Here is an 18,415-nt window from a genome sequence, read left to right as displayed (position 1 = left end):
AGCTCCCACAACTCATCAGGCACGAGACGCTCCACTATCCCCACGAGCCCAGACTACCCAACCAAATGAGATGACTTCTTAGGACCTCCGCCGACGGCCTGCGCTCCGCGGCCAAGCACTCGGCGGGCGCGGCCGTCCACCACCCGGCCGCGGTGTCGCCCATCGCCGTCGACATCACCGTCCGCCAGGTCTTCTTCGAGATGGGCAATGGCGAGCTGTTCTCCCTCTACGAGGCCCCCGGCGTCGTGGACAAGCCCGCGGCGCCCGTCAGCTCGGTGCTGTGGCCCTCGGTCAAGGCGGAGCTGTGCAGCCGTCCTGACGTGCCGCAGAAGCTCGACCACCTCTCGTTCGACGTGCCCACGCACGCCGACCTGGAGTGGTTCCGCGAGCGCCTGGTGGCGTACGGGGTCCCGGTGTCCGAGATCTCGGAGCGGCGCGGCGAGCACAACACCCACCGGTTCATCTCCTCGTTCTACTTTTTCGACCCCAGCGGCAACCCCCTCGAACTCGCCTCCTTCGACGTCTCCGACACGGCGTGGAAGTCCTACGACTTCACGGACTGGTTCATGGACGAGGAGCCCGTCCCCGCGCTTCTCGACGACTCCGCCGACGGCTCCGCGGCGCTCCCGCCGCACTGGATCGGTTCTTCGGAGGCGTGACGTGACGATCGTGTTCGACGAGGTCGAGGGCTGGGGCGAGGACACCTGGGAGAGCGACGTCACCGGTGTGGCCGTCGACTCGCGGGACCGGGTGTATGCGCTGCGGCGCGGCGGGGGCGACCTGGTCACGGTGCTCGAACCCGACGGCACCGTCGCTGACCGGTGGGGCCACGCGTGCCTCTCCGAGCGCCCCCACCTGCTGTCGATCGACCGCGAGGACACGATCCACATCGCGGACGACGGCGGCCACCAGGTCCACGTCTTCGACCTGCGCGGCCGGCTGCTGGACACGATCGGCAGCGGCACACCGTCCGACACCGGATTCGACGTGACCGCTCCGCCCGGCACGGAGGCCGCGTACGACTCGATACGCGGCGGACCGCCCTTCAACCGGCCCACCAAGGCCGTGGCGTCGCCGTCCGGGGAGCTCTTCGTCAGCGACGGCTACCGCAACTGCCGGGTGCACCGCTTCTCCGCCGACCACGAACTGGCACGGTCCTGGGGTGGTCCCGGCGCGGACCCGGGCTGCTTCGTCGTGCCGCACAGCCTCACCCTGGACGCCGAGGGGCGCGTCCTGGTGTGCGACCGGGAGAACGACCGCATCCAGGTCTTCTCCCGGGACGGTGAGCTGCTCGACGTGTGGAACGACGTCCAGCGGCCCACCGACATCGCCTTCGACACCGACGGGCGGCTGTACGTGGCCGAGCTGGCGCGCGGCCCGCGTGACCTCGCGTCGTGGCGGCTGGGGCGGGCGGAGGAGGAACTGCCGGGACAGGTGAGGGTGTGGGACCGGGACCGTACCGTCGTGGCCAGGATCGGGCCGCCCACGGTGGAGTTCCTGGCCCCCCACGCCGTCGCCGTCGACTCGGTGGGTGCGCTCTACGTCTCCGAAGTCCCCGACTCCTTCGCGAACTTCACCGGCAGGCCGCACCGGAAACACCGGTGCCTGCACAAGTTCGTCCCACGCACACCACATTCCTGATCGCACCGCACACCGTGCGGTGTGGCACCACGACCCGAACCGCGGACCACCCGAAGGAGGGACGCGCCATGGCCGCGCACACCGGATTCCCCGGCAGCCGGGCGGTCCGCTCCGCCCCGGCCGGAGCCCGTTCGGACCGGGACACCGGCCGCGGCAAGGGCGACGAGGAGGCGCCACCGTGCTCGAACCACATCCCCGTGTGCGACCACGGACGGCCGCCGTACCGGCTCCCGGCCGTCCGGTCGGCCGGACCACCGGGGGAGGGCCGGCGGCTCGCCGCTCAGGACCCGCGCTGCTCGGGCCCGCGTTCGTCGCCGCCGTCGCCTACATCGACCCCGGCAACTTCGCCACCAACATCACCGCCGGCGCCCACTACGGCTACGCCCTCGTCTGGGTCATCGTCGCCGCCAACCTCGTCGCCATGCTCGTGCAATACCTCTCGGCGAAGCTTGGTCTCGCCACCGGTGAGGACCTGCCGGAGCTGTGCCGCCGTCACTTTCCCGCCTCGGTGGTACGGGGGCTCTGGGTACAGGCGGAACTCGTCGCGATGGCGACGGACCTGGCGGAGTTCGTGGGCGCGGCGGTGGGCCTGTACCTGTTGTTCGGTGTGCCGCTGCCATTCGCCGGTGCCATCACCGCGGTCGTCGCCTTCGGTGTGCTGGCCCTGGACCGCAGAGGCCACGGCCGGTTCGAGCAGGCGATCACCGCGCTGTTCGGAATCGTCTTCCTCGGCTTCGCGTATGACCTGGTACGGCTCGGACTCGACCCGGGCGCGCTGCTCGCCGGGACGCGCCCGGAGTTCGCCGGGGGCGACAGCGCGGTGCTCGCCGCCGGGATAATCGGTGCCACGGTCATGCCGCACGTGGTCTACCTGCACTCCGCGCTCACCAAGTCCCGTGCGCAGGCGGCGCCCTGGCGTGCTCTGCTGCGTTCCCAGCGCCGCGGCGTCCTCGTCGCACTGGGCACGGCGGGCGTGGTCAACATCGCGATGCTGGTGCTCGCCGCGGTCCTGCTGCACGGCCACGGCCTTGGCGACGCCGATCCGATCCTCGCGGCCCACGCGGGGCTCGGGCGGGCGGTCGGCGGTGCTGCCGCACTCGCGTTCGCGGTGGCGCTGCTCGCGTCAGGGCTCTCGTCCTCCAGCGTGGGTACGTACGCGGGACAGGTCGTGATGAGCGGCTTCCTGCGGCGGGGCATACCGCTGGTGCTGCGCCGTGGGCTCACCATGCTGCCCGCGCTCGTGGTGCTCGCCCTCGGTGTGCCTGCCACCGACAGTCTGGTGTTCTCCCAGGTGGTGCTGTCGTTCGGGATACCCTTCGCGCTCGTGCCCCTGGTGCTGCTCACCGGACGGGCCGATGTGATGGGGGAGTTCGTCAACCGGCGTGTCACGGCGGTGACTGCCGTGTGCTGTGTCGCGGTGATCAGCGTGTTCAACCTCTATCTTGCGACGAAATCGCTGGTGGGAGCATGAACACAACACCTGCCGCCATGCCGTCGTGAATACCAACGAAAAGGCTTCGCACGCTTATTGACTGCCAGGAAGACACGGTGGCACGGTGAGTCCCGCCGGAAGAAAACCATTCTTCAGTGCCGAAGAGTGTGTGGGTTGATCGGTCCCCGCGCACGAACTTCACGGTCATTCAGTGAACCCCAGTCGTGCAGAAGGGACTTCCCCTATGCGGTCCACGGCATCATCCGTCAAACCCGGCCGTCCACGTGCGGACGCGTCGTCACCGGCCTGTCCCATGATCCTCACAGCCCAACAGGCCCGTCCCAGTGGCTTCTCGCTCACCGAGAGGAGGCCGGCATGACCAGCCTTCAGCAGCCGGTGGGCAGCGCGCCCGGCAGGACCGGCAAGGTGCCGGGAAGACGGTGGTGGCTCTTCTCCCCGGCCGTCGTGGTCTTCTGGGTCGTCGCCATGCTCGACAAGACCGGCGTCGGTGTCGTCGCGGCGAACGACCAGTTCCTCTCGGACATGCACCTCACCGGGAAGAACGGGCTGATCGGCCTGCTCACCACGGTCACCCTGCTCTTCTACGGTGCCTCGATGCCCGTGTGGGGCATGCTCATCGACCGCTTCGGACCGCGCAAGTGCGCGCTGGCCGGTATGGCGGGCTGGGGCGTCAGCACGCTCCTCGCCGGAGTCGCGACCAATGTGACGCTTCTGATGGTCGGCCGGGCGATGCTCGGCATCACCGAGGCGTTCCTGCTGCCCATGTCGAACGCGCTGACGGCGCGTTGGTTCCCGCACGCCGAGCGCAGCAGGGCCAAGGCGGTGTGGGTGTGCGGCATCAACGCCGGCTTCGCCCTGTCCGGCTTCGTCGTGACCGGCGCGATCGCGGTCAGCTCCTGGCGCGGCGCCTTCTTCCTGCTGACGATCCTCGCGATCGTGGTGTGCGTGCCGCTCGCCTGGCTCCTCCTGCGCGACGACCCCGCCCTCGAACCCCGGCTCAGCCCCGAGGAACTCGAATACATCACCCGCCACGGCGGCGGTACCGAGGCGGAGGCGGACCTGCCGGACAGCATGGCGGCCGAGAAGGCCTCACGCGGCCCCCTGCGCCTGTGGCCCTTCTGGGCGAGCACCATCGTGTGGACGGTCAACAACATCGGTGTGTACGGTCTTGCCAGCTGGTTCCCCACGTACCTCAAGAGTGAGCAGCACCTGGGCTCCGGGGCCGCGAGCTCCTACATCGCTCTGTCCTTCGCGCTGTGCATCGTGGCCGGGCCGCTCGTCGGCGTCGTCATGGACCGGACGGGCCGCAAGGCCATCTGGGTGTTCGGCGGGTTCATCTCCGCCGCGATCTGCCTGGTCGTGGCCAGCCTGGTGGACGTCCTGCCGGTACAGCTGTGCGCCGTGATCATCGCGATCATCGGGGTCGAGGGACTCACCACACTCGCCGGGCAGGGGGTCCTGCACAACATCGCCCCGGCACGATCCATGGGTCGTGCCGCCGGTGTGATGCTGGGAATAGGCAACTTTGTCGGTGCCTTCGGTGCCACTGTCATGGGGCTCCTGGTGGACCACGGCGGATTCGGTGCCGCCTTCACCTTCCTGATCATCACGTTCGCGATCGGCGGCGGATCGGGCCTGGCACTGCACCGAGCCCGCTACTGATCACGCGGCGCGCCACCCCGGCGCGGGGCGGCGCCGTACGGCCGCCGACACCTCATCAACGAAAGGAACCGAGCACGAGATGGACAAGGTGAGGGCAAGCGCGGAGGAGGCCGTCGCCGACATCGGCGGGGGCGCCTCGCTCGCCGTCGGCGGCTTCGGCCTGTGCGGTATCCCCACGGTGCTGCTGCGCGCCCTGCACGAGCGGGGTGTGGGCGGACTGCGGGTGGTGTCGAACAACTGCGGCACAGACGGGCACGGTCTCGGTGTGCTCCTGTCCGCCGGCCGGATCAGCCGGGTGACGGCGTCCTACGTCGGCGAGAACAAGGAGTTCGCCCGCCAGTACCTCGGCGGCGAGCTGGAGGTGGAACTGATCCCGCAGGGCACACTGGCCGAGCGGCTGCGCGCGGGCGGCTGCGGCATCCCCGCCTTCTTCACCCCCGCCGGGGTCGGCACCCAGGTCGCGGACGGCGGACTGCCCTGGAAGTACGCGGCGGACGGCACCGTGGACGTGGCGTCGCCGCCGCGCGAGCAGCGTGTCTTCGGTGACCGCCCCTATGTCCTCGAAGAGGCGGTCACCACCGACTTCGCCCTGGTGCGGGCGGCGCGCGGCGACCGGCACGGCAATCTCGTCTTCCACCGCTCGGCCCGCAACTTCAACCCCATCGTCGCCATGGCGGGCACGGTCACCGTCGCGGAGGTCGAGGAACTGGTGGACGGCGCGCTCCACCCGGACGAGGTGCACCTGCCCGGTGTGTTCGTGCAGCGCGTGGTACCGCTCACCGCCGAGCAGGCGGCAGACAGGACGATCGAGAAAGAAACGGTGCGCTGATGCCCTGGACCCGCGACGAGATGGCGGCCCGCGCCGCGGCCGAACTGACCGACGGCTCGTACGTCAACCTCGGCATCGGCCTGCCCACCCAGGTGCCGAACCACCTCCCCGACGGCGTCGACGTCGTCCTGCACTCGGAGAACGGCATCCTCGGCGTCGGCCCGTACCCCCGCCCCGACGAGGTCGACCCCGACCTGATCAACGCGGGCAAGGAGACCGTGACCCTGGCACCCGGGGCCTCCTTCTTCGACTCCGCGCTGTCCTTCGGCATGATCCGCGGCGGCCATCTGGACACCGCGATCCTGGGCGGGCTCCAGGTCTCCGAGACGGGCGACCTGGCCAACTGGACCGTACCCGGAAAGATGATCAAGGGCATGGGCGGTGCGATGGACCTGGTGCACGGCGCCCGCACCGTGATCGTGCTGATGGACCACACCGCCAAGGACGGCAGCCCCAAGATCGTGCGCACGTGCACACTGCCTCTGACGGGCCGGGCGTGCGTGGACCGCGTCATCACCGACCTCGGTGTGTTCGACATCGGTCCCGCCGGTGTGTCCGTGGCGGAACTGGCCCCTGGCGTCACCCTGGACGAGGTCCGCTCCGCCACCGAGGCCGACCTCGTGGCGTCCCGGGCCGGGGGAGTTCCGTCCGGTACGCGACCGTGATGGTCAACGCCGGGGCGACAGCGGTGTGTTGTGTCAGGGGACGGCCGTACACCGCTGCCGGCGAGCGCCCCGCGCCGGGTCCGCCGCACGCTGCGCCCGAGCACCTCTCCCACCGCCACTCCCCACGTCGCTTTCCCTCCTGAAGGGCGGACCACGCTCATGACCACCTCACATCCCACCTCACACCCCTTCTGGCTCGCGGGCCGACAGGCCACCGGCGACCACTCCTTCGACGTCACCTCCCCGTGGGACGGCCGCACGGTCGGGGCTGTCTCCGTGCCGACCGACACCCAGGTCGAGGAGGCCGTCGCCGCCGCGCACGCGGCCGTAACCACCTTCGCCGCCACCCCCGCGCATGCCAGGGCCAAGGCGCTCGCCCATGTCTGCGGCCGGATCACCGAGCGGGCCGAGGAGATCGCCCGGCTGATCTCCGACGAGAGCGGCAAGCCCGTGAAGTGGGCGCGCGGCGAGGTCGACAGGGCCGTGTCCGTCTTCCGTATCGCCTCGGAGGAGGCGCGCCGCTTCAACGGCGGCGAAGCCCAGCGCCTCGACTCCGACGCTGGCGGCACCGGGCGGCTGGCGTTGACGCGGCGCTTCCCGAAGGGCCCGGTGCTCGGCATCGCGCCCTTCAACTTCCCGCTGAACCTGTGCGCCCACAAGATCGCTCCGGCCATCGCGGCGGGCGTCCCGATCGTCCTCAAGCCCGCCCCGGCGACACCGCTGTCCGCGCTGCTGCTCGGCGAGCTGTTCGCCGAGACGGACCTGCCCGCGGGCTCCTGGTCGGTGCTGCCCGTGCCGAACGACCGGATGCCGGCCCTGGTCCAGGACGAGCGGCTGCCCGTCATCTCCTTCACCGGCTCCGAGAGGGTCGGTTACTCGATCATGGACTCGGTGCCGCGCAAGCACTGCACGTTGGAGCTCGGCGGCAACGGCGCGGCCGTCGTCCTCGCCGACTACGCCTCGGAGGAGGACCTGGACTGGGCCGCGTCCCGCATCGCCACGTTCTCCAACTCCCAGGGCGGCCAGTCCTGCATCGCGGTGCAGCGGGTCATCGCCGACGCCGCGGTCTACGACCGCCTGGTCGAGAGGGTCGTCGATGCTGTCGAGGCGCAGGTCACCGGCGACCCGGCCGACGACGCCACCGATGTGGGGCCGCTGATCAGCGAGGACGCCGCCCGGCGGGTGGAGAGCTGGGTCGACGAGGCGGTCGCGGCCGACGCGCGACTGCTGACCGGCGGCAAGCGGGACGGCGCCGCCTACGCGCCGACTGTGCTCGCCGACGTGCCCGCGGACGTCACGCTCGCCTGTGAGGAGGTGTTCGGACCGGTCCTGACCCTGTGCAGGGTGACAGGTGAGCAGGCCGCGTTCGCTGCGGTCAACGACTCCAAGTACGGTCTGCAGACAGGGGTGTTCACCCACGACATCCAGGCGGCTTTTCGCGCCCACCGCGCCCTGGAGGTCGGTGGCGTGGTCGTCGGCGACGCGCCCTCGTATCGCTCGGACCTGATGCCGTACGGCGGTGCCAAGCTCTCAGGCGTCGGTCGGGAGGGTGTGCGCTACGCGATGGACGACTACACCTACGAGCGCGTGATGGTACTCACTGGCATCGAGCTGTAGGCCACGGGCCCGGGTTGGGGAACTTCCGCCGAGCCGCCGCGTGCGGCAGCGCAGTACGCGTCACCGCCATCACATCTGGACCGCGAGGACACAGCGAGGGCACCGTATCCTCGCCGGGGCCGGTCAGCGATGGCGACGAGGCCGGCGCCCCTCTCTTCCCGTGGCCGCTGCGCCGGCACGAGGCGAAACGTCGGCTGCCGGATTGGCCGGTCGAGAGGGGGGAGGGGCCGGTCGCCGGAGCGGGCAGGAGCTACTGGCCTGTTTCGGATCTCCACTGTATGGGGCGGGGCCGGTGGACGCAGGGTGGCAGCCTGTGCATTCCAGTACCAGGTGCGGCGGGGGCGATGGCGTCCACACTGGTGGCATGAGGAAGTTGTCCAGGAACACCGAGCTGGGGGCGTTCGTGCGCTTCCGCAGGGCTGCGCTCACACCGGGCGAGGTGGGGCTGCTCGACGCTGGTGGCGCACGCCGGGTGCCGGGGTTGCGGCGCGAGGAATTGGCCGAGCTCGCGCACGTGAGCGTGGACTACGTGGTGCGCCTGGAGCAGGGCCGTGCCCGGCACGTGTCGCCGTCGGTGCTTGAGGCACTCGCTGCGGCGCTGCGGCTGTCGGGCAAAGAGCGGGACTACCTGTTCGCCCTCGCGGACACGGTGCCGCCGCGGGGCGGGCGGCCGGCGCTGCCGGAGGTGGCGCCCAGGCTGCGGCAACTTCTTGATTCCATGCATGATGTGCCGGCGCTGGTCCTGGACCGGAACATGAACGTCCTGGCGTGGAATCGCGGCGCGGCGGCTCTCCTCGTGGATTTCGGCGCCCTGCGCGTCAGGGAGCGGAACGTGATCAGGATGACGTTCCTCGATGTCCGTTTCCGGACGCTCTACGCCGACTGGCGCCTGGTGGCCCGCGAGTGTGTCGCTGTTCTGCGAAGGGAAGCGGGACTGCGTCCCGACGATCCGGCTCTTCAGGAGCTGATCGCCGAACTGCGCGAGCGGGACCGGGACTTCCGTACCTGGTGGGTGCCCGACCAGGTCCGCGGGCCGGAGATGCTGACGAAGTCGTTCCACCACCCGATGGCCGGCCCGATGACGCTGGACGTGCAGCAGTTCACTGTGGGCACCCACCCCGACCAGCTGCTGGCCGCCTACACAGCACACGACGAAGCGGCGCAGGAGGCACTGCGCTTCGTCCTGCAGTGGGCAACGGCACCCGCATCAAGACAGGACACCGCATCAAGACAGGACACCTGAGAGCCGCTGCGCACTGCTCAGGCGCGCCGTGCGGCGTCGCACTCAACGCCATTAACTGGACAGATGGATATGCGGGCCCGGCCCGCGGGAGGAACAGATCGTGGAGCAGCACACTACTGTCACCCTGGGCGGCGATCTCACCGTGGGCCGTATCGGATACGGGGCGATGCGGCTGACGGGAGAGGGCTTGTGGGGTGAGTATCCCGACAGGGAGCACGCCATCAAGCTTCTGCGGGAGGCGGTCGAGGCCGGGGTGTCGCTCATCGACACCGCCGACGCGTACGGCCCGCACACCAACGAGGTCCTGATCCGGGAGGCCCTGCATCCCTATCCTGAGCATGTGGTCATCGCGACCAAGGGCGGGTTCGTACGCGGCGGCCCGGACCTGTCCGCGATGGAGCACGATCCGTCGGTCATCGGCGCGATCGGGCATCCCGCCTACTTGAAGCAGTCGGCCCGGCTCAGCGCCCGCCGGCTGGGGGTGGAGCGCATTGATCTGTACTACCTTCACAGCGGGTATGCCACGGACGTGCCGTTCGAGGATCAGGTCGCCACGCTGGCGCAGTTGCGCGAGGAAGGGATCATCCGCCACATCGGACTGTCCAACGTGACACCTGAACAGCTGCGCAGTGCGCGCTCCATCGTGGAGATCGCCGCCGTCACGGGGCACTTCAACGTGGCCTCCCGGGGGGAGGCAAGGCTGCTGGAGGAGACGGTCGCCGGCGGTTCCGTTTTCGCGCCCTGGCAGCCGGTGTCCCTGATCCCGCCGGGCGTGGCCACGGACACCAACGGACCCGAGGCCGTCCGGCAGATCCTGGCACCCATCGCCGAAGCGCACCGGGTCAGCGTTCCGCAGATCGCGCTGGCCTGGCTGCTGGCGCGCTCGCCCGAGATCGTGCCGATCCCGGCGACCACCAGCCCGGAGCACCTGAGGGACAACCTCGGCGCGTACGACGTGACGCTGACCGCTCGGGAGCTGGCCGCCATCGATGCGGTGTCCCCCGAGTCCTGACCGATCGGCCCCGCCTGGCCGGGCCAGGGGCGAAGTCGTTTGTGCCGGTGTCCGGGCCGCCACGATGGTGGCCCGGACCCACAGGAGCGACCGGAGGGCCTGAGCGGAAACGTTCGACCACTGGTCTCCCACCGAAGACGGTCAGCGGGGCATTACGGGCGGTCAGTTGGGCATTACGGCGGGACACGAAGACCTTCGTGCGGTGAGTTCCTGGACAGCTCCCACCCACCGGAGGTCTTCGCCATGTTCAAGGCCACGATCGTGTCAACAACGCTCGTGATCAATACGGTCGGCCGCCCGTGCACGTCAGGAGCGCCCGCCCGGCCGCGCGGCGGGACTCGCGGTGGTCGCCGTCACCTGCTGCGGTCCGTCGCGGTAGCGACGGGGCGAGACGCCGGTCTCGCGTTTGAAGGCGTTGCTGAAGGCACTCTCCGAGGTGTAGCCGAGGGCGCCCGCCAGTTCTGCGACCGTCGTGGTGCCCGTGCGCAGGGCGCGACGGGCCAGCCGCATCCGCCAGTCCGTCAGGTACGCGAGCGGCGGCACACCCGCCGCTTGGCGGAAGCGCGAGGCGAACGTCGTACGGGACATGGCGGCGGCCTGTGCCAGCTCCTGGAGGCCCCAGGGCCTGCCGGGCTCCTCGTGCATCAGCCGCAGCGCGGGCGCGAGCCGCCCGTCGGCGAACTCGCGGAGCCTGCCCGCGGGCAGCGCCTCGGTGTCGGCGAGATGGGCCCGCAGCACCTGGACGAAGAGGAGCTGCGCGAGCTGGCCCGTCGCGAAGGCGGCGCCCGGCCGGTTCGCCGTCATCTCGCGCAGCAGCCCGTCGAGCAGGCGCCGCAGCGCGGGCGCCTCCGCCGCGTCCGATCGGAGGTGGATGAGCGGCGGCAGCGCCGTCAGCAGCAGGTCCTCGGCGCCGCCCGCGAGCTCGACATGGCCGCCGACGGCGATGTGCTCGGGGGGTTCGCGATGCACGGGGACGGGAGCGCCGCGCGCCCCCGCCGCCTCGCCGCTCCCGCCCGCCCCGAGGTGCACCACCTCGCCGCGCGCGTCGGTGAACAGGCCCGTGGCGTCGACCGGCGCCGTCTCCTGGTCCGAAGCGAACACGAAGGGGCGCGAGCCGTCGAACACCGCTACGTCGCCCTCGCCGAGCACGATCGGCGAGGGCGCACCGGGCGGCCCGGACGTCCCGGTCAGCCCGTACGTCCCGGGCGTCCCGGGCGCAGTGGGCTTCGCGGGCGCAGCGGGCGGCCCGTACGTCCCGGGCGGCTCGAAGGAGAGCAGGCAGCGCCCGCGCAGCACCGCGTGGATCTTCAGCCGGCTGGGACGCGGGAAGCGCAGGGCCCAGCGGCCCGAGACGGTGAACCCCGCGGAGACGACGCACCTGGCGTCCATGAGGGCGAGGGTGTCGGAGAGTGGATCGTTCCCCATGCCCGTACTCTCGCGCAGAAAACACGGACCGGCAAGCATTCATCGTACGGATTCGCCGCTCTAGCGTGGAGACATCACAGCAACCACGCGGAAGTGAGCCAACACCGTGCGTACACCACAGCAGCCCGTCGACTCGGGCTTCGGCGCGGCCTCCACGGCCGAGGACGTCATCGAGGGGATCGACCTGACCGGCAGGACCGCCGTCGTCACCGGCGGCGGCTCCGGCCTCGGCGTGGAGACGGTCCGCGTGCTGCGCGGCGCCGGCGCCCGCGTCGTGGTCCCCGCCCGCGACCCGGATCGTGCCCGCGCGGCGCTGGCCCCCGTCCTCGCGCCCGGTGGGGGCCGCGCGGCTGCCGCCGAGCCGCTGGACGGTGTCGAGGTCGCCCCCATGGACCTGCTCGACCCCGCGTCGGTGGACGCGTTCGCCGACGCCTTCCTCGCGTCGGGGCGCCCGCTGCACATCCTCGTCAACAGCGCGGGGATCATGGCGACGCCGCTGGTGCGGGACGCGCGCGGCTACGAGTCGCAGTTCGCGACCAACCACCTCGGCCACTTCCAGCTGACCGGGCGGCTGCGGCCCGCGCTGGCGGCGGCCGGCGGCGCGCGGGTGGTCTCGGTGTCGTCGTGGGGCCACCACTACTCGCCCGTGGTCTTCGACGACCCGCACTTCCTGCACCGCGACTACGACCCGTGGGCGGGCTACGGGCAGTCGAAGACCGCCAACATCCTCTTCGCCGCGGCGCTCGACGAGCGCGGCAGGGACGACGGCATCCGTGCGTTCTCGCTGCACCCCGGGTCCATCCAGGACACCAACCTGGGCAGGCACCTCACGCGGGATCAGCTCAGGGCGGCCGGTGTGATCGACGAGAACGGCGACGCCGTGCTGGACCCCGCGCGGAACCTGAAGACCCTCCAGCAGGGCGCCGCCACCTCCGTGTGGTGTGCGACCAGCCCGCGGCTCGCCGGGCTCGGCGGGGTGTACTGCGAGAACGCCGAGGTCGCGATCGTCACGCCGGAGGCGCCTTCGGGCGCGTGGGAGCTCGGCGACTCGACCTCGGTCCCCGGTGTCATGCCGTACGCGATCGACCCCGGGCTCGCGGACCGGCTCTGGACCCTGAGCGAGGAGCTGACCGACCGGGGCCGCGTGCCCCGCTGACCGGCCTGTCGGCCCGGAGCCCCTGGGTGCGGCCGCCGCGCACCGCGAAGGACCGCGTCCACGCATCCGCCGGCCTCGAACTCGGCTGAGACGCCGCGCCACCCGGCCGACGTGCCGCGCGCCTCGGCCGATGTATCGCGCCACCCTGCCGACGTGCTGCGCGCCATCGGGCCGGGCCTCGGCCGATGTGTCGCGTCATCCGGCCTCAGGTGAGGCCGCTGGCTGGTTCCCGGTCCCGTGGCGGGGGCGCGGAGGCATCGGCTCCGGGGCGCGGCGCGCCCTCAGCGCAGGAAGCCGACGCCCGACCAGGCGGTGCGCGCGCCGTCGGACTCCGTGTCCGCCGGGGGCTGCGCGTCCCGGTGCCACCCCGTGACCAGCCCGGGGTCCACCAGGTCGAGCCCGTCGAAGAACCGGCTGACCTCCGCGCGGGTGCGTGGCCTCAGGTCGATCCCGCTCGACCGGTAATCGGCGGTCCTGTCCTCCTCCGGGGTGAACAGGTCCATGGTGAGATGCGAGAGGACCAGGCAGCTGCCGGGCGCGAGCGCGTCGAGCAGCGCCCGCACCAGGCCGTACGGGTCGTCGGAGTCGGGCACGAAGTGCAGCAGCGCGATCAGCGAGAGCGCGACGGGCCGGTCGAAGTCGAGCACGGCGCGCGCCCGTTCGAGGATGGCGGCGGGCTCGCGCACGTCGGCCCGCACGAACTCGGTGCGGCCCTCGGGCGTACCGGCGAGCAGCTCCTCGGCGTAGCGCAGCACCATCGGGTCGTAGTCCGCGTAGACGACCCGGCAGCGCGGGTCGACGCCCTGGGCGACCCGGTGCAGGTTGGGCTCGGTGGGGATGCCGGAGCCGATGTCGAGGAACTGGTCGATGCCGGTGCCCGCGACCCACGCCGTCGCGCGCCGCATGAACGCGCGGTTGGCGCGCGCACCGAGCCGTGCGGCCGCCGGGAGCCGTTCGGCGACGGCGCGGTCGGCGGGGAAGTGGTGGTCGCCGCCGAGCAGGCAGTCGTAGATACGGGCCGGGTGCGGCGTGCTGATGTCGATGTCCGGCTCGGACGGGCGGGCGGACGTCATGCTGCGTCCTTTCGGGGTCGGGGTGCGGTGCGCCGGGCCCGAGGGGCCGGGGCGCCCCTGACCCTGCCACATCTGCTCACTGACGGTAAGGCTATGGGGTCAGGTTGGCCGGGAGGCGGGCCGTGGCCCGAACCGCTCCCGGTAGCGGGTCGGGGTGAGCCCGGTGGCCCGGTGGAGCCTGGTCCGCAGGTTGGAGGCGGTGCCGAGGCCGCTCAGCCTGGCCACGACCTCCATCCGCGCCTCGCCGCGCTCGATCAACCGGCAGGCCAGCGCGACGCGCTCGCCGGTCAGCCAGGCCAGCGGAGTCGTGGCGAGCGCGGCACGGAACCTCCGGTGCAGGGTGGCCGCGCTGACCCCGGCGTACGCGGCGAGGCCGGCGATCCCGAGCGGCAGGTCAAGGCGCCCGCGCGCCCACGCGAGGACGGGCGCGAGCGACTCGTCCCGCACGGCGGGGACGGGCCGCTCGATGAACTGCCTCTGCCCGCCGTCCCGGTGGCCGGGGAAGACCAGGCGGCGGCCGACGGCGTTCGCCACCTCGCTGCCGTGGTCCAGCATGATCAGGTGCAGCCCCAGGTCGAGCGCCGCCGCGCTGCCCGCCGCGGTGAACACGTCGCCGTCGCGCACGAAGAGGACATCGGGGTCGAGCCGTACGGCGGGGAAGCGGGCGGCGAACAGGTCGGCCCAGCGCCAGTGCGTGGTGGCCCTGCGCCCGTCGAGGACCCCCGCCGCGGCCAGGGTGAACGCGCCCGTGCAGAAGCTCACCAGCCGCGCCCCGCGGACGGCCGCGCGCCGGACCGCTTCTAGGACGGCGGGGGAGGGCCCGTGCTCGGGGTCGGGCCTGTTGGGCACGATCACGGTGTCGGCGCGCTCCACCGCGTCGAGGCCCGCCACACCGGTCATGGTGAAAAGGCCCAGGTGCATCGGCACGGCGGGGTCGGCGGCGCAGAGCGTCAGCTCGTACCAGGGGCGGCCGAGCTCGGGCCTGCGCAGGCCGAACAGCTCGGTGGCGACCCCCAGCTCGAACGGGTTGGACCCCTCGTCCACGACCAGGGCCACCGCGTGGACCGCCGGACGTTCGGCTTGCGGCCGTTGCGAGGATCGACGCGACATGTGCGATTCGTATCACTCGTGCGCGGTGGGCGCCATGTGGACCATGGAAGGCATGAGCACTCCGAACACACCGGACGCCTCCGCCGCGCCCGAACCCGTACTCCTCGACGACGCGCTCGCCGGCTTCGAGGCGCTGTGGAGCCCGCACATCGTGACGCGCGTCAACGACTACGACGTCCGCGTGGCGAAGGTCGCGGGCGCCCACGTGTGGCACGTCCACGACACCACCGACGAGTTCTTCCTCCTGCTCGACGGCGAACTCGACATCGCGCTCCGCGACTGCCGCGCGACGGGCGGGGTGCGGGCCGAGCGCACGGTCCACCTGGCACGCGGCGCGGTCTTCGTGGTGCCGAAGGGCGTCGAGCACCGGCCCTCGTCACCGCGCGGCGCCTCGATCCTGCTGTTCGAGCCCACGGGCACGGTGTCGGTCGGGGACCGGCACGACGAGATCCCGGACCACGTCGACGCGACGACGGGCCATGCGCTGCCCCGCCCCTAGGTTCTGTCTCTTTGGCCAGCGTGGGGTCCGGATGAGGATTCCCGCGAGGTGGAGCGCGGCCTGGTAGGCGATCGCCGGCTTGTCGGCTCGTACGTCACTTCGTCGGAGCCGACTCGCCGGATCAGAACGGACCCGTCCATCAGGAAGACGCTATGGGCGGCTCGGCCTGGTCGAACACGCGCCTTTGTCGCTCCTGGCGCTGGGAGACCGGCAGTTCCATCTCCGGTCCGGCCCCTTCCTGGAGGTACGGGCCGGTACGCATGACGCACCTCGCACCAGCGTCCTGTTCGCCATGCTCCGCGAGGGCGCCTTCTACAAACCCCGGACACCGAAGGGCATCAAGCCCGCCGCACAAGCGGAGGGGGGCACGCGCAAACCGCTCTATGCGCTGTCCCCCTGCTTGCACGGGGTTTCGGTGCGCATGTTGGCGGACGCACCCGCGATCACGGAGTCGAGCCGGTCTCGTGTGCGGGTGAGGTCCGCGATGTGCGCGTCGAGGCGGTCGCGCTGCACGGCCAGGCGGCTGAGCAGTTCGGGCGTGGCCTTGCCGTCCACGACACACGGAGTCAGATCGGCGATGGTCTTGCTGGACAACCCGGCGGCAAACAGCTCTTGGATCACCCGGATGCGGTCGAGAGCCGACTCCGTGTAGTGGCGCTGGCCGCTTTCGCTGCGCTGGGGCGCCAGCAGGTTCCGCTCCTCGTAGTAGCGCAGGGCCCGCGTTGTCACCCCTGCCCGGCGGGCGAGCTCCCCGATACGCATGCACAACCCCTCCTGCGTGACGCGTGTCACACTCTCTTGCCTTTCACATCAACGTCAAGTTTTAGCGTAGCTCGCATAGGGAGTCCCACTGATATCCGCTGATATGTGCGCATGAGTCATTACTCGAACGAAAGGCAACAGCCATGAGCGAGGCCAGCACACCGGTTCGGCGTGTGGTCGGCGTCGAGGAGCACGCCTGGACGGCGGAACTCCGCCAGGCTCTGCTCAAGTGGGGCGGTGACGAGACCGTCAACAGGATGAGCAGCCGTGGTGAGGTCAACCTGCGTCTGCTCGATGTCGGCGAGGAGCGGCTGGCGCGCATGGATGCCAGCGGTGTGGACATGGAAATCCTCTCCGTCACGACGCCCGGCACCCAGCCGCTGCCTGCCGAGGTGGCTGTCCCGCTCGCACGGGAGGCCAACGACGTGCTCGCGGACGCCGTGCGCCGTCACCCCGACCGCTTCGCCGCCTTCGCCACGCTGCCCACCTCCGACCCCGAGGCGGCCGCCGCCGAGCTGGAGCGCGCCGTCACGGCCCAGGGGCACGTCGGTGCCATGCTCTTTCCGCGCACGGGCGAGACCTTCCTCGACCACGATGGCTTCCGTCCCCTCTTCGAGGCTGCCGCCCACCTGGATGTGCCGCTCTACATCCATCCGGCGATGCCGCCCAAGAAGCTCATCGACGCCGCGTACAGCGGCTTCGACGAGATGACGAGCATGCTGCTGTCCACCGGGGGCTGGGGATGGCACTCGGAAGCCGGCCTGGCCGCCCTGCGCCTCATCCTGGCCGGCACCTTCGACCGCCACCCCGACCTGCAGATCATCCTGGGGCACTGGGGCGAGATGCTCGTGCCCTTCGCAGACCGGGCCGACCTGCTCAGCACCGCCGCCACGCACCTGCAGCGCCGCGTTCTGGACTACATCACCGGAAACCTCTCCGTCACCGCCGGAGGCCTCTACAGCCACCGGATGCTGACCGCAGCCGTGGATGTGCTGGGACCCGACCGGGTCATGTTCGGCGCCGACTCACCCTACGGCGCCCCCACCGCGACCGACGACGCCGACGCCCGCGGCCTCGGTGGTGTCGACTCCCGCGGCAGCTTCGGCGGCCCCGGTGGCGCCCGCGCCTTCGTGGACAGCGCCCCCCTGGACGAACAGGGCAGGGCGAAGCTCGGTCACCTCAACGCCGAACGCATCCTCAACCTCAAGACCGCCTGAATTTCCTCAACCTCAAGACCGCCTGAATGCCCTCGACCTCAAGACCGCTTGAATTTCCGCACACGTCCGAGACTGGAAGAGAAACCCGCATGACCACGTACCAGACGACCGGTCTCACCGGCCCCGCGTCCACCCCGGCCGTATCCGTCAAACCGCTGGTGCTGCCTGCTCCGCAGCGCGGCGAGGACCTGCACGTACGCGTTTCCGCGCCGGTCAGCGGCAGCGACCTGCCGATCGTGCTGTTCGCCCATGGATTCGGCTCGAACCTGGACGGCTACGCGCCTCTGGTCGACCACTGGGCCTCGCACGGATTTGTGGTCATCCAGGCCACGCACATGGACTCCAAGCGGCTCGCCATGCCCGCGGACGACCCCCGCAGGCCCCAGATGTGGCGCTACCGCGTGCAGGACATGAAGCGCATCCTGGACGAACTCCCGTCCCTGGAAGCGCAGGTGCCCGGCCTGGCCGGCCGGGTCGACCACACTCGCATCGTCGCGGCGGGCCACTCCTTCGGCGGTCAGACCGCGGGCATCCTGGTGGGTCTGCGTGTCAAAGATCCGCAGACGGGCGTCGCCGAGGATCTGTCCGACTCCCGGATCGTGGCCAGCATCCAGCTCCCCACCGCGGGCAAGGGCGGTGACGAACTGACACCCTTCGCCCACGACAACCTCCCGTGGCTGCGTGACCAGGACTTCTCCCATGTCACTGCCCCCGGGCTCGTCGTCGCAGGGGACAAGGACGACCTCCCGCTCTCGACCCGGGGCCCGGCCTGGACGAGCGACCCCTACACCCTCAGCGGCGGCAACAAGAGTCTGCTCACGGTCTTCGGCGGTGAGCACTTCCTCGGTGGCATCTCCGGCTACCAGGTCGCAGAGACCACCGACGAGGACCCCGACCGTGTCGCCCTCGTCCAGCAGGTCACTCTCGCGTACCTGCGGCACGTCACCGGCATCGACGACACCGACTGGAAGACGGCCCGGACTCTCCTCGCCGAGGGACACCCACTGGGGCGACTGGAGTCCAAGTAACGCCCGCCCCCAGTGCCTTGCCC

At 71.1% G+C, this 18,415-nt stretch carries 18 protein-coding genes; 13 read left to right on the top strand and 5 right to left on the bottom strand.

Annotation, left to right across the window (positions count from 1 at the left end):
• Positions 1-152 precede the first annotated feature (152 nt).
• From LCE31_RS20815 to LCE31_RS20775, 9 genes are all read left to right on the top strand, one after another.
• Positions 153-659: a VOC family protein gene (locus LCE31_RS20815; RefSeq protein WP_225016340.1), complete on the top strand. Its 507-nt coding sequence runs from the start codon at positions 153-155 to the stop codon at positions 657-659.
• Between the two features lies 1 nt (position 660).
• Entirely contained in the window at positions 661-1,641 is a 981-nt protein-coding gene (locus LCE31_RS20810; protein ID WP_225016337.1) for a hypothetical protein, read from the top strand.
• Positions 1,642-1,840: 199 nt separating this feature from the next.
• Positions 1,841-3,112, top strand: a complete 1,272-nt coding sequence (locus LCE31_RS20805) for an Nramp family divalent metal transporter (RefSeq protein ID WP_225016335.1) — start codon at positions 1,841-1,843, stop codon at positions 3,110-3,112.
• A 336-nt stretch (positions 3,113-3,448) separates the two neighbouring features.
• Positions 3,449-4,756, top strand: coding sequence for an MFS transporter (locus LCE31_RS20800; RefSeq protein ID WP_225016333.1), 1,308 nt, complete (start codon positions 3,449-3,451; stop codon positions 4,754-4,756).
• A 79-nt stretch (positions 4,757-4,835) separates the two neighbouring features.
• A complete protein-coding gene (locus LCE31_RS20795) occupies positions 4,836-5,585 on the top strand; it encodes a CoA transferase subunit A (RefSeq protein WP_225016332.1) in 750 nt (249 codons plus the stop codon).
• Positions 5,585-6,250, top strand: coding sequence for a CoA transferase subunit B (locus LCE31_RS20790; protein WP_225016331.1), 666 nt, complete (start codon positions 5,585-5,587; stop codon positions 6,248-6,250). Before LCE31_RS20795 ends, LCE31_RS20790 begins: the two co-directional genes overlap by 1 nt.
• A gap of 159 nt (positions 6,251-6,409) precedes the next feature.
• The gene (locus LCE31_RS20785) at positions 6,410-7,867 is read left to right on the top strand and encodes an aldehyde dehydrogenase family protein (RefSeq protein ID WP_225016330.1); all 1,458 of its coding nucleotides are present in this window, start codon (positions 6,410-6,412) and stop codon (positions 7,865-7,867) included.
• Positions 7,868-8,231: 364 nt separating this feature from the next.
• Positions 8,232-9,110, top strand: a complete 879-nt coding sequence (locus LCE31_RS20780; protein WP_225016329.1) for a helix-turn-helix domain-containing protein — start codon at positions 8,232-8,234, stop codon at positions 9,108-9,110.
• Positions 9,111-9,210: 100 nt separating this feature from the next.
• The gene (locus LCE31_RS20775) at positions 9,211-10,122 is read left to right on the top strand and encodes an aldo/keto reductase (protein ID WP_225016328.1); all 912 of its coding nucleotides are present in this window, start codon (positions 9,211-9,213) and stop codon (positions 10,120-10,122) included.
• 306 nt (positions 10,123-10,428) lie between these two features.
• Here LCE31_RS20775 and LCE31_RS20770 read toward each other — a convergent pair whose 3' ends face one another.
• Positions 10,429-11,547, bottom strand: a complete 1,119-nt coding sequence (locus LCE31_RS20770) for an AraC family transcriptional regulator (protein WP_225016327.1) — start codon at positions 11,545-11,547, stop codon at positions 10,429-10,431.
• 106 nt (positions 11,548-11,653) lie between these two features.
• On the opposite strand from LCE31_RS20770, the gene LCE31_RS20765 reads away from it, so the two are divergent.
• On the top strand, positions 11,654-12,703 hold the full coding sequence (locus LCE31_RS20765; RefSeq protein ID WP_225016325.1) for an oxidoreductase: 1,050 nt from the start codon (positions 11,654-11,656) through the stop codon (positions 12,701-12,703).
• 281 nt (positions 12,704-12,984) lie between these two features.
• Here the strand turns inward: LCE31_RS20765 and LCE31_RS20760 are convergent, their stop codons facing one another.
• Both LCE31_RS20760 and LCE31_RS20755 read right to left on the bottom strand, forming a co-directional pair.
• The gene (locus LCE31_RS20760) at positions 12,985-13,776 is read right to left on the bottom strand and encodes an SAM-dependent methyltransferase (protein ID WP_225016323.1); all 792 of its coding nucleotides are present in this window, start codon (positions 13,774-13,776) and stop codon (positions 12,985-12,987) included.
• Between the two features lie 99 nt (positions 13,777-13,875).
• Positions 13,876-14,886 (bottom strand): helix-turn-helix domain-containing protein, encoded by a 1,011-nt coding sequence (locus LCE31_RS20755; protein WP_225016321.1) that lies wholly within the window; start codon positions 14,884-14,886, stop codon positions 13,876-13,878.
• Between the two features lie 52 nt (positions 14,887-14,938).
• On the opposite strand from LCE31_RS20755, the gene LCE31_RS20750 reads away from it, so the two are divergent.
• Entirely contained in the window at positions 14,939-15,385 is a 447-nt protein-coding gene (locus LCE31_RS20750; RefSeq protein WP_225016319.1) for a cupin domain-containing protein, read from the top strand.
• A gap of 139 nt (positions 15,386-15,524) precedes the next feature.
• Here the strand turns inward: LCE31_RS20750 and LCE31_RS40505 are convergent, their stop codons facing one another.
• Both LCE31_RS40505 and LCE31_RS20745 read right to left on the bottom strand, forming a co-directional pair.
• On the bottom strand, positions 15,525-15,647 hold the full coding sequence (locus LCE31_RS40505; RefSeq protein ID WP_263632101.1) for a hypothetical protein: 123 nt from the start codon (positions 15,645-15,647) through the stop codon (positions 15,525-15,527).
• Positions 15,648-15,766: 119 nt separating this feature from the next.
• Positions 15,767-16,147, bottom strand: a complete 381-nt coding sequence (locus LCE31_RS20745; protein ID WP_225016317.1) for a MerR family transcriptional regulator — start codon at positions 16,145-16,147, stop codon at positions 15,767-15,769.
• Between the two features lie 143 nt (positions 16,148-16,290).
• Between LCE31_RS20745 and LCE31_RS20740 the strand changes: the two genes are divergently transcribed.
• Both LCE31_RS20740 and LCE31_RS20735 read left to right on the top strand, forming a co-directional pair.
• Complete coding sequence (locus LCE31_RS20740) at positions 16,291-17,364, top strand: amidohydrolase family protein (RefSeq protein WP_225016315.1); 1,074 nt, start codon at positions 16,291-16,293, stop codon at positions 17,362-17,364.
• Between the two features lie 89 nt (positions 17,365-17,453).
• Entirely contained in the window at positions 17,454-18,392 is a 939-nt protein-coding gene (locus LCE31_RS20735) for an alpha/beta hydrolase family protein (RefSeq protein WP_225016314.1), read from the top strand.
• Positions 18,393-18,415 lie beyond the last annotated feature (23 nt).

It is taken from the genome of Streptomyces sp. 8L, assembly GCF_020176795.1.
Lineage (GTDB): Bacteria > Actinomycetota > Actinomycetes > Streptomycetales > Streptomycetaceae > Streptomyces.
The sequence above is the reverse complement of the archived record's forward strand: the minus strand, read 5'-3'. Positions and strand labels throughout refer to the sequence as shown.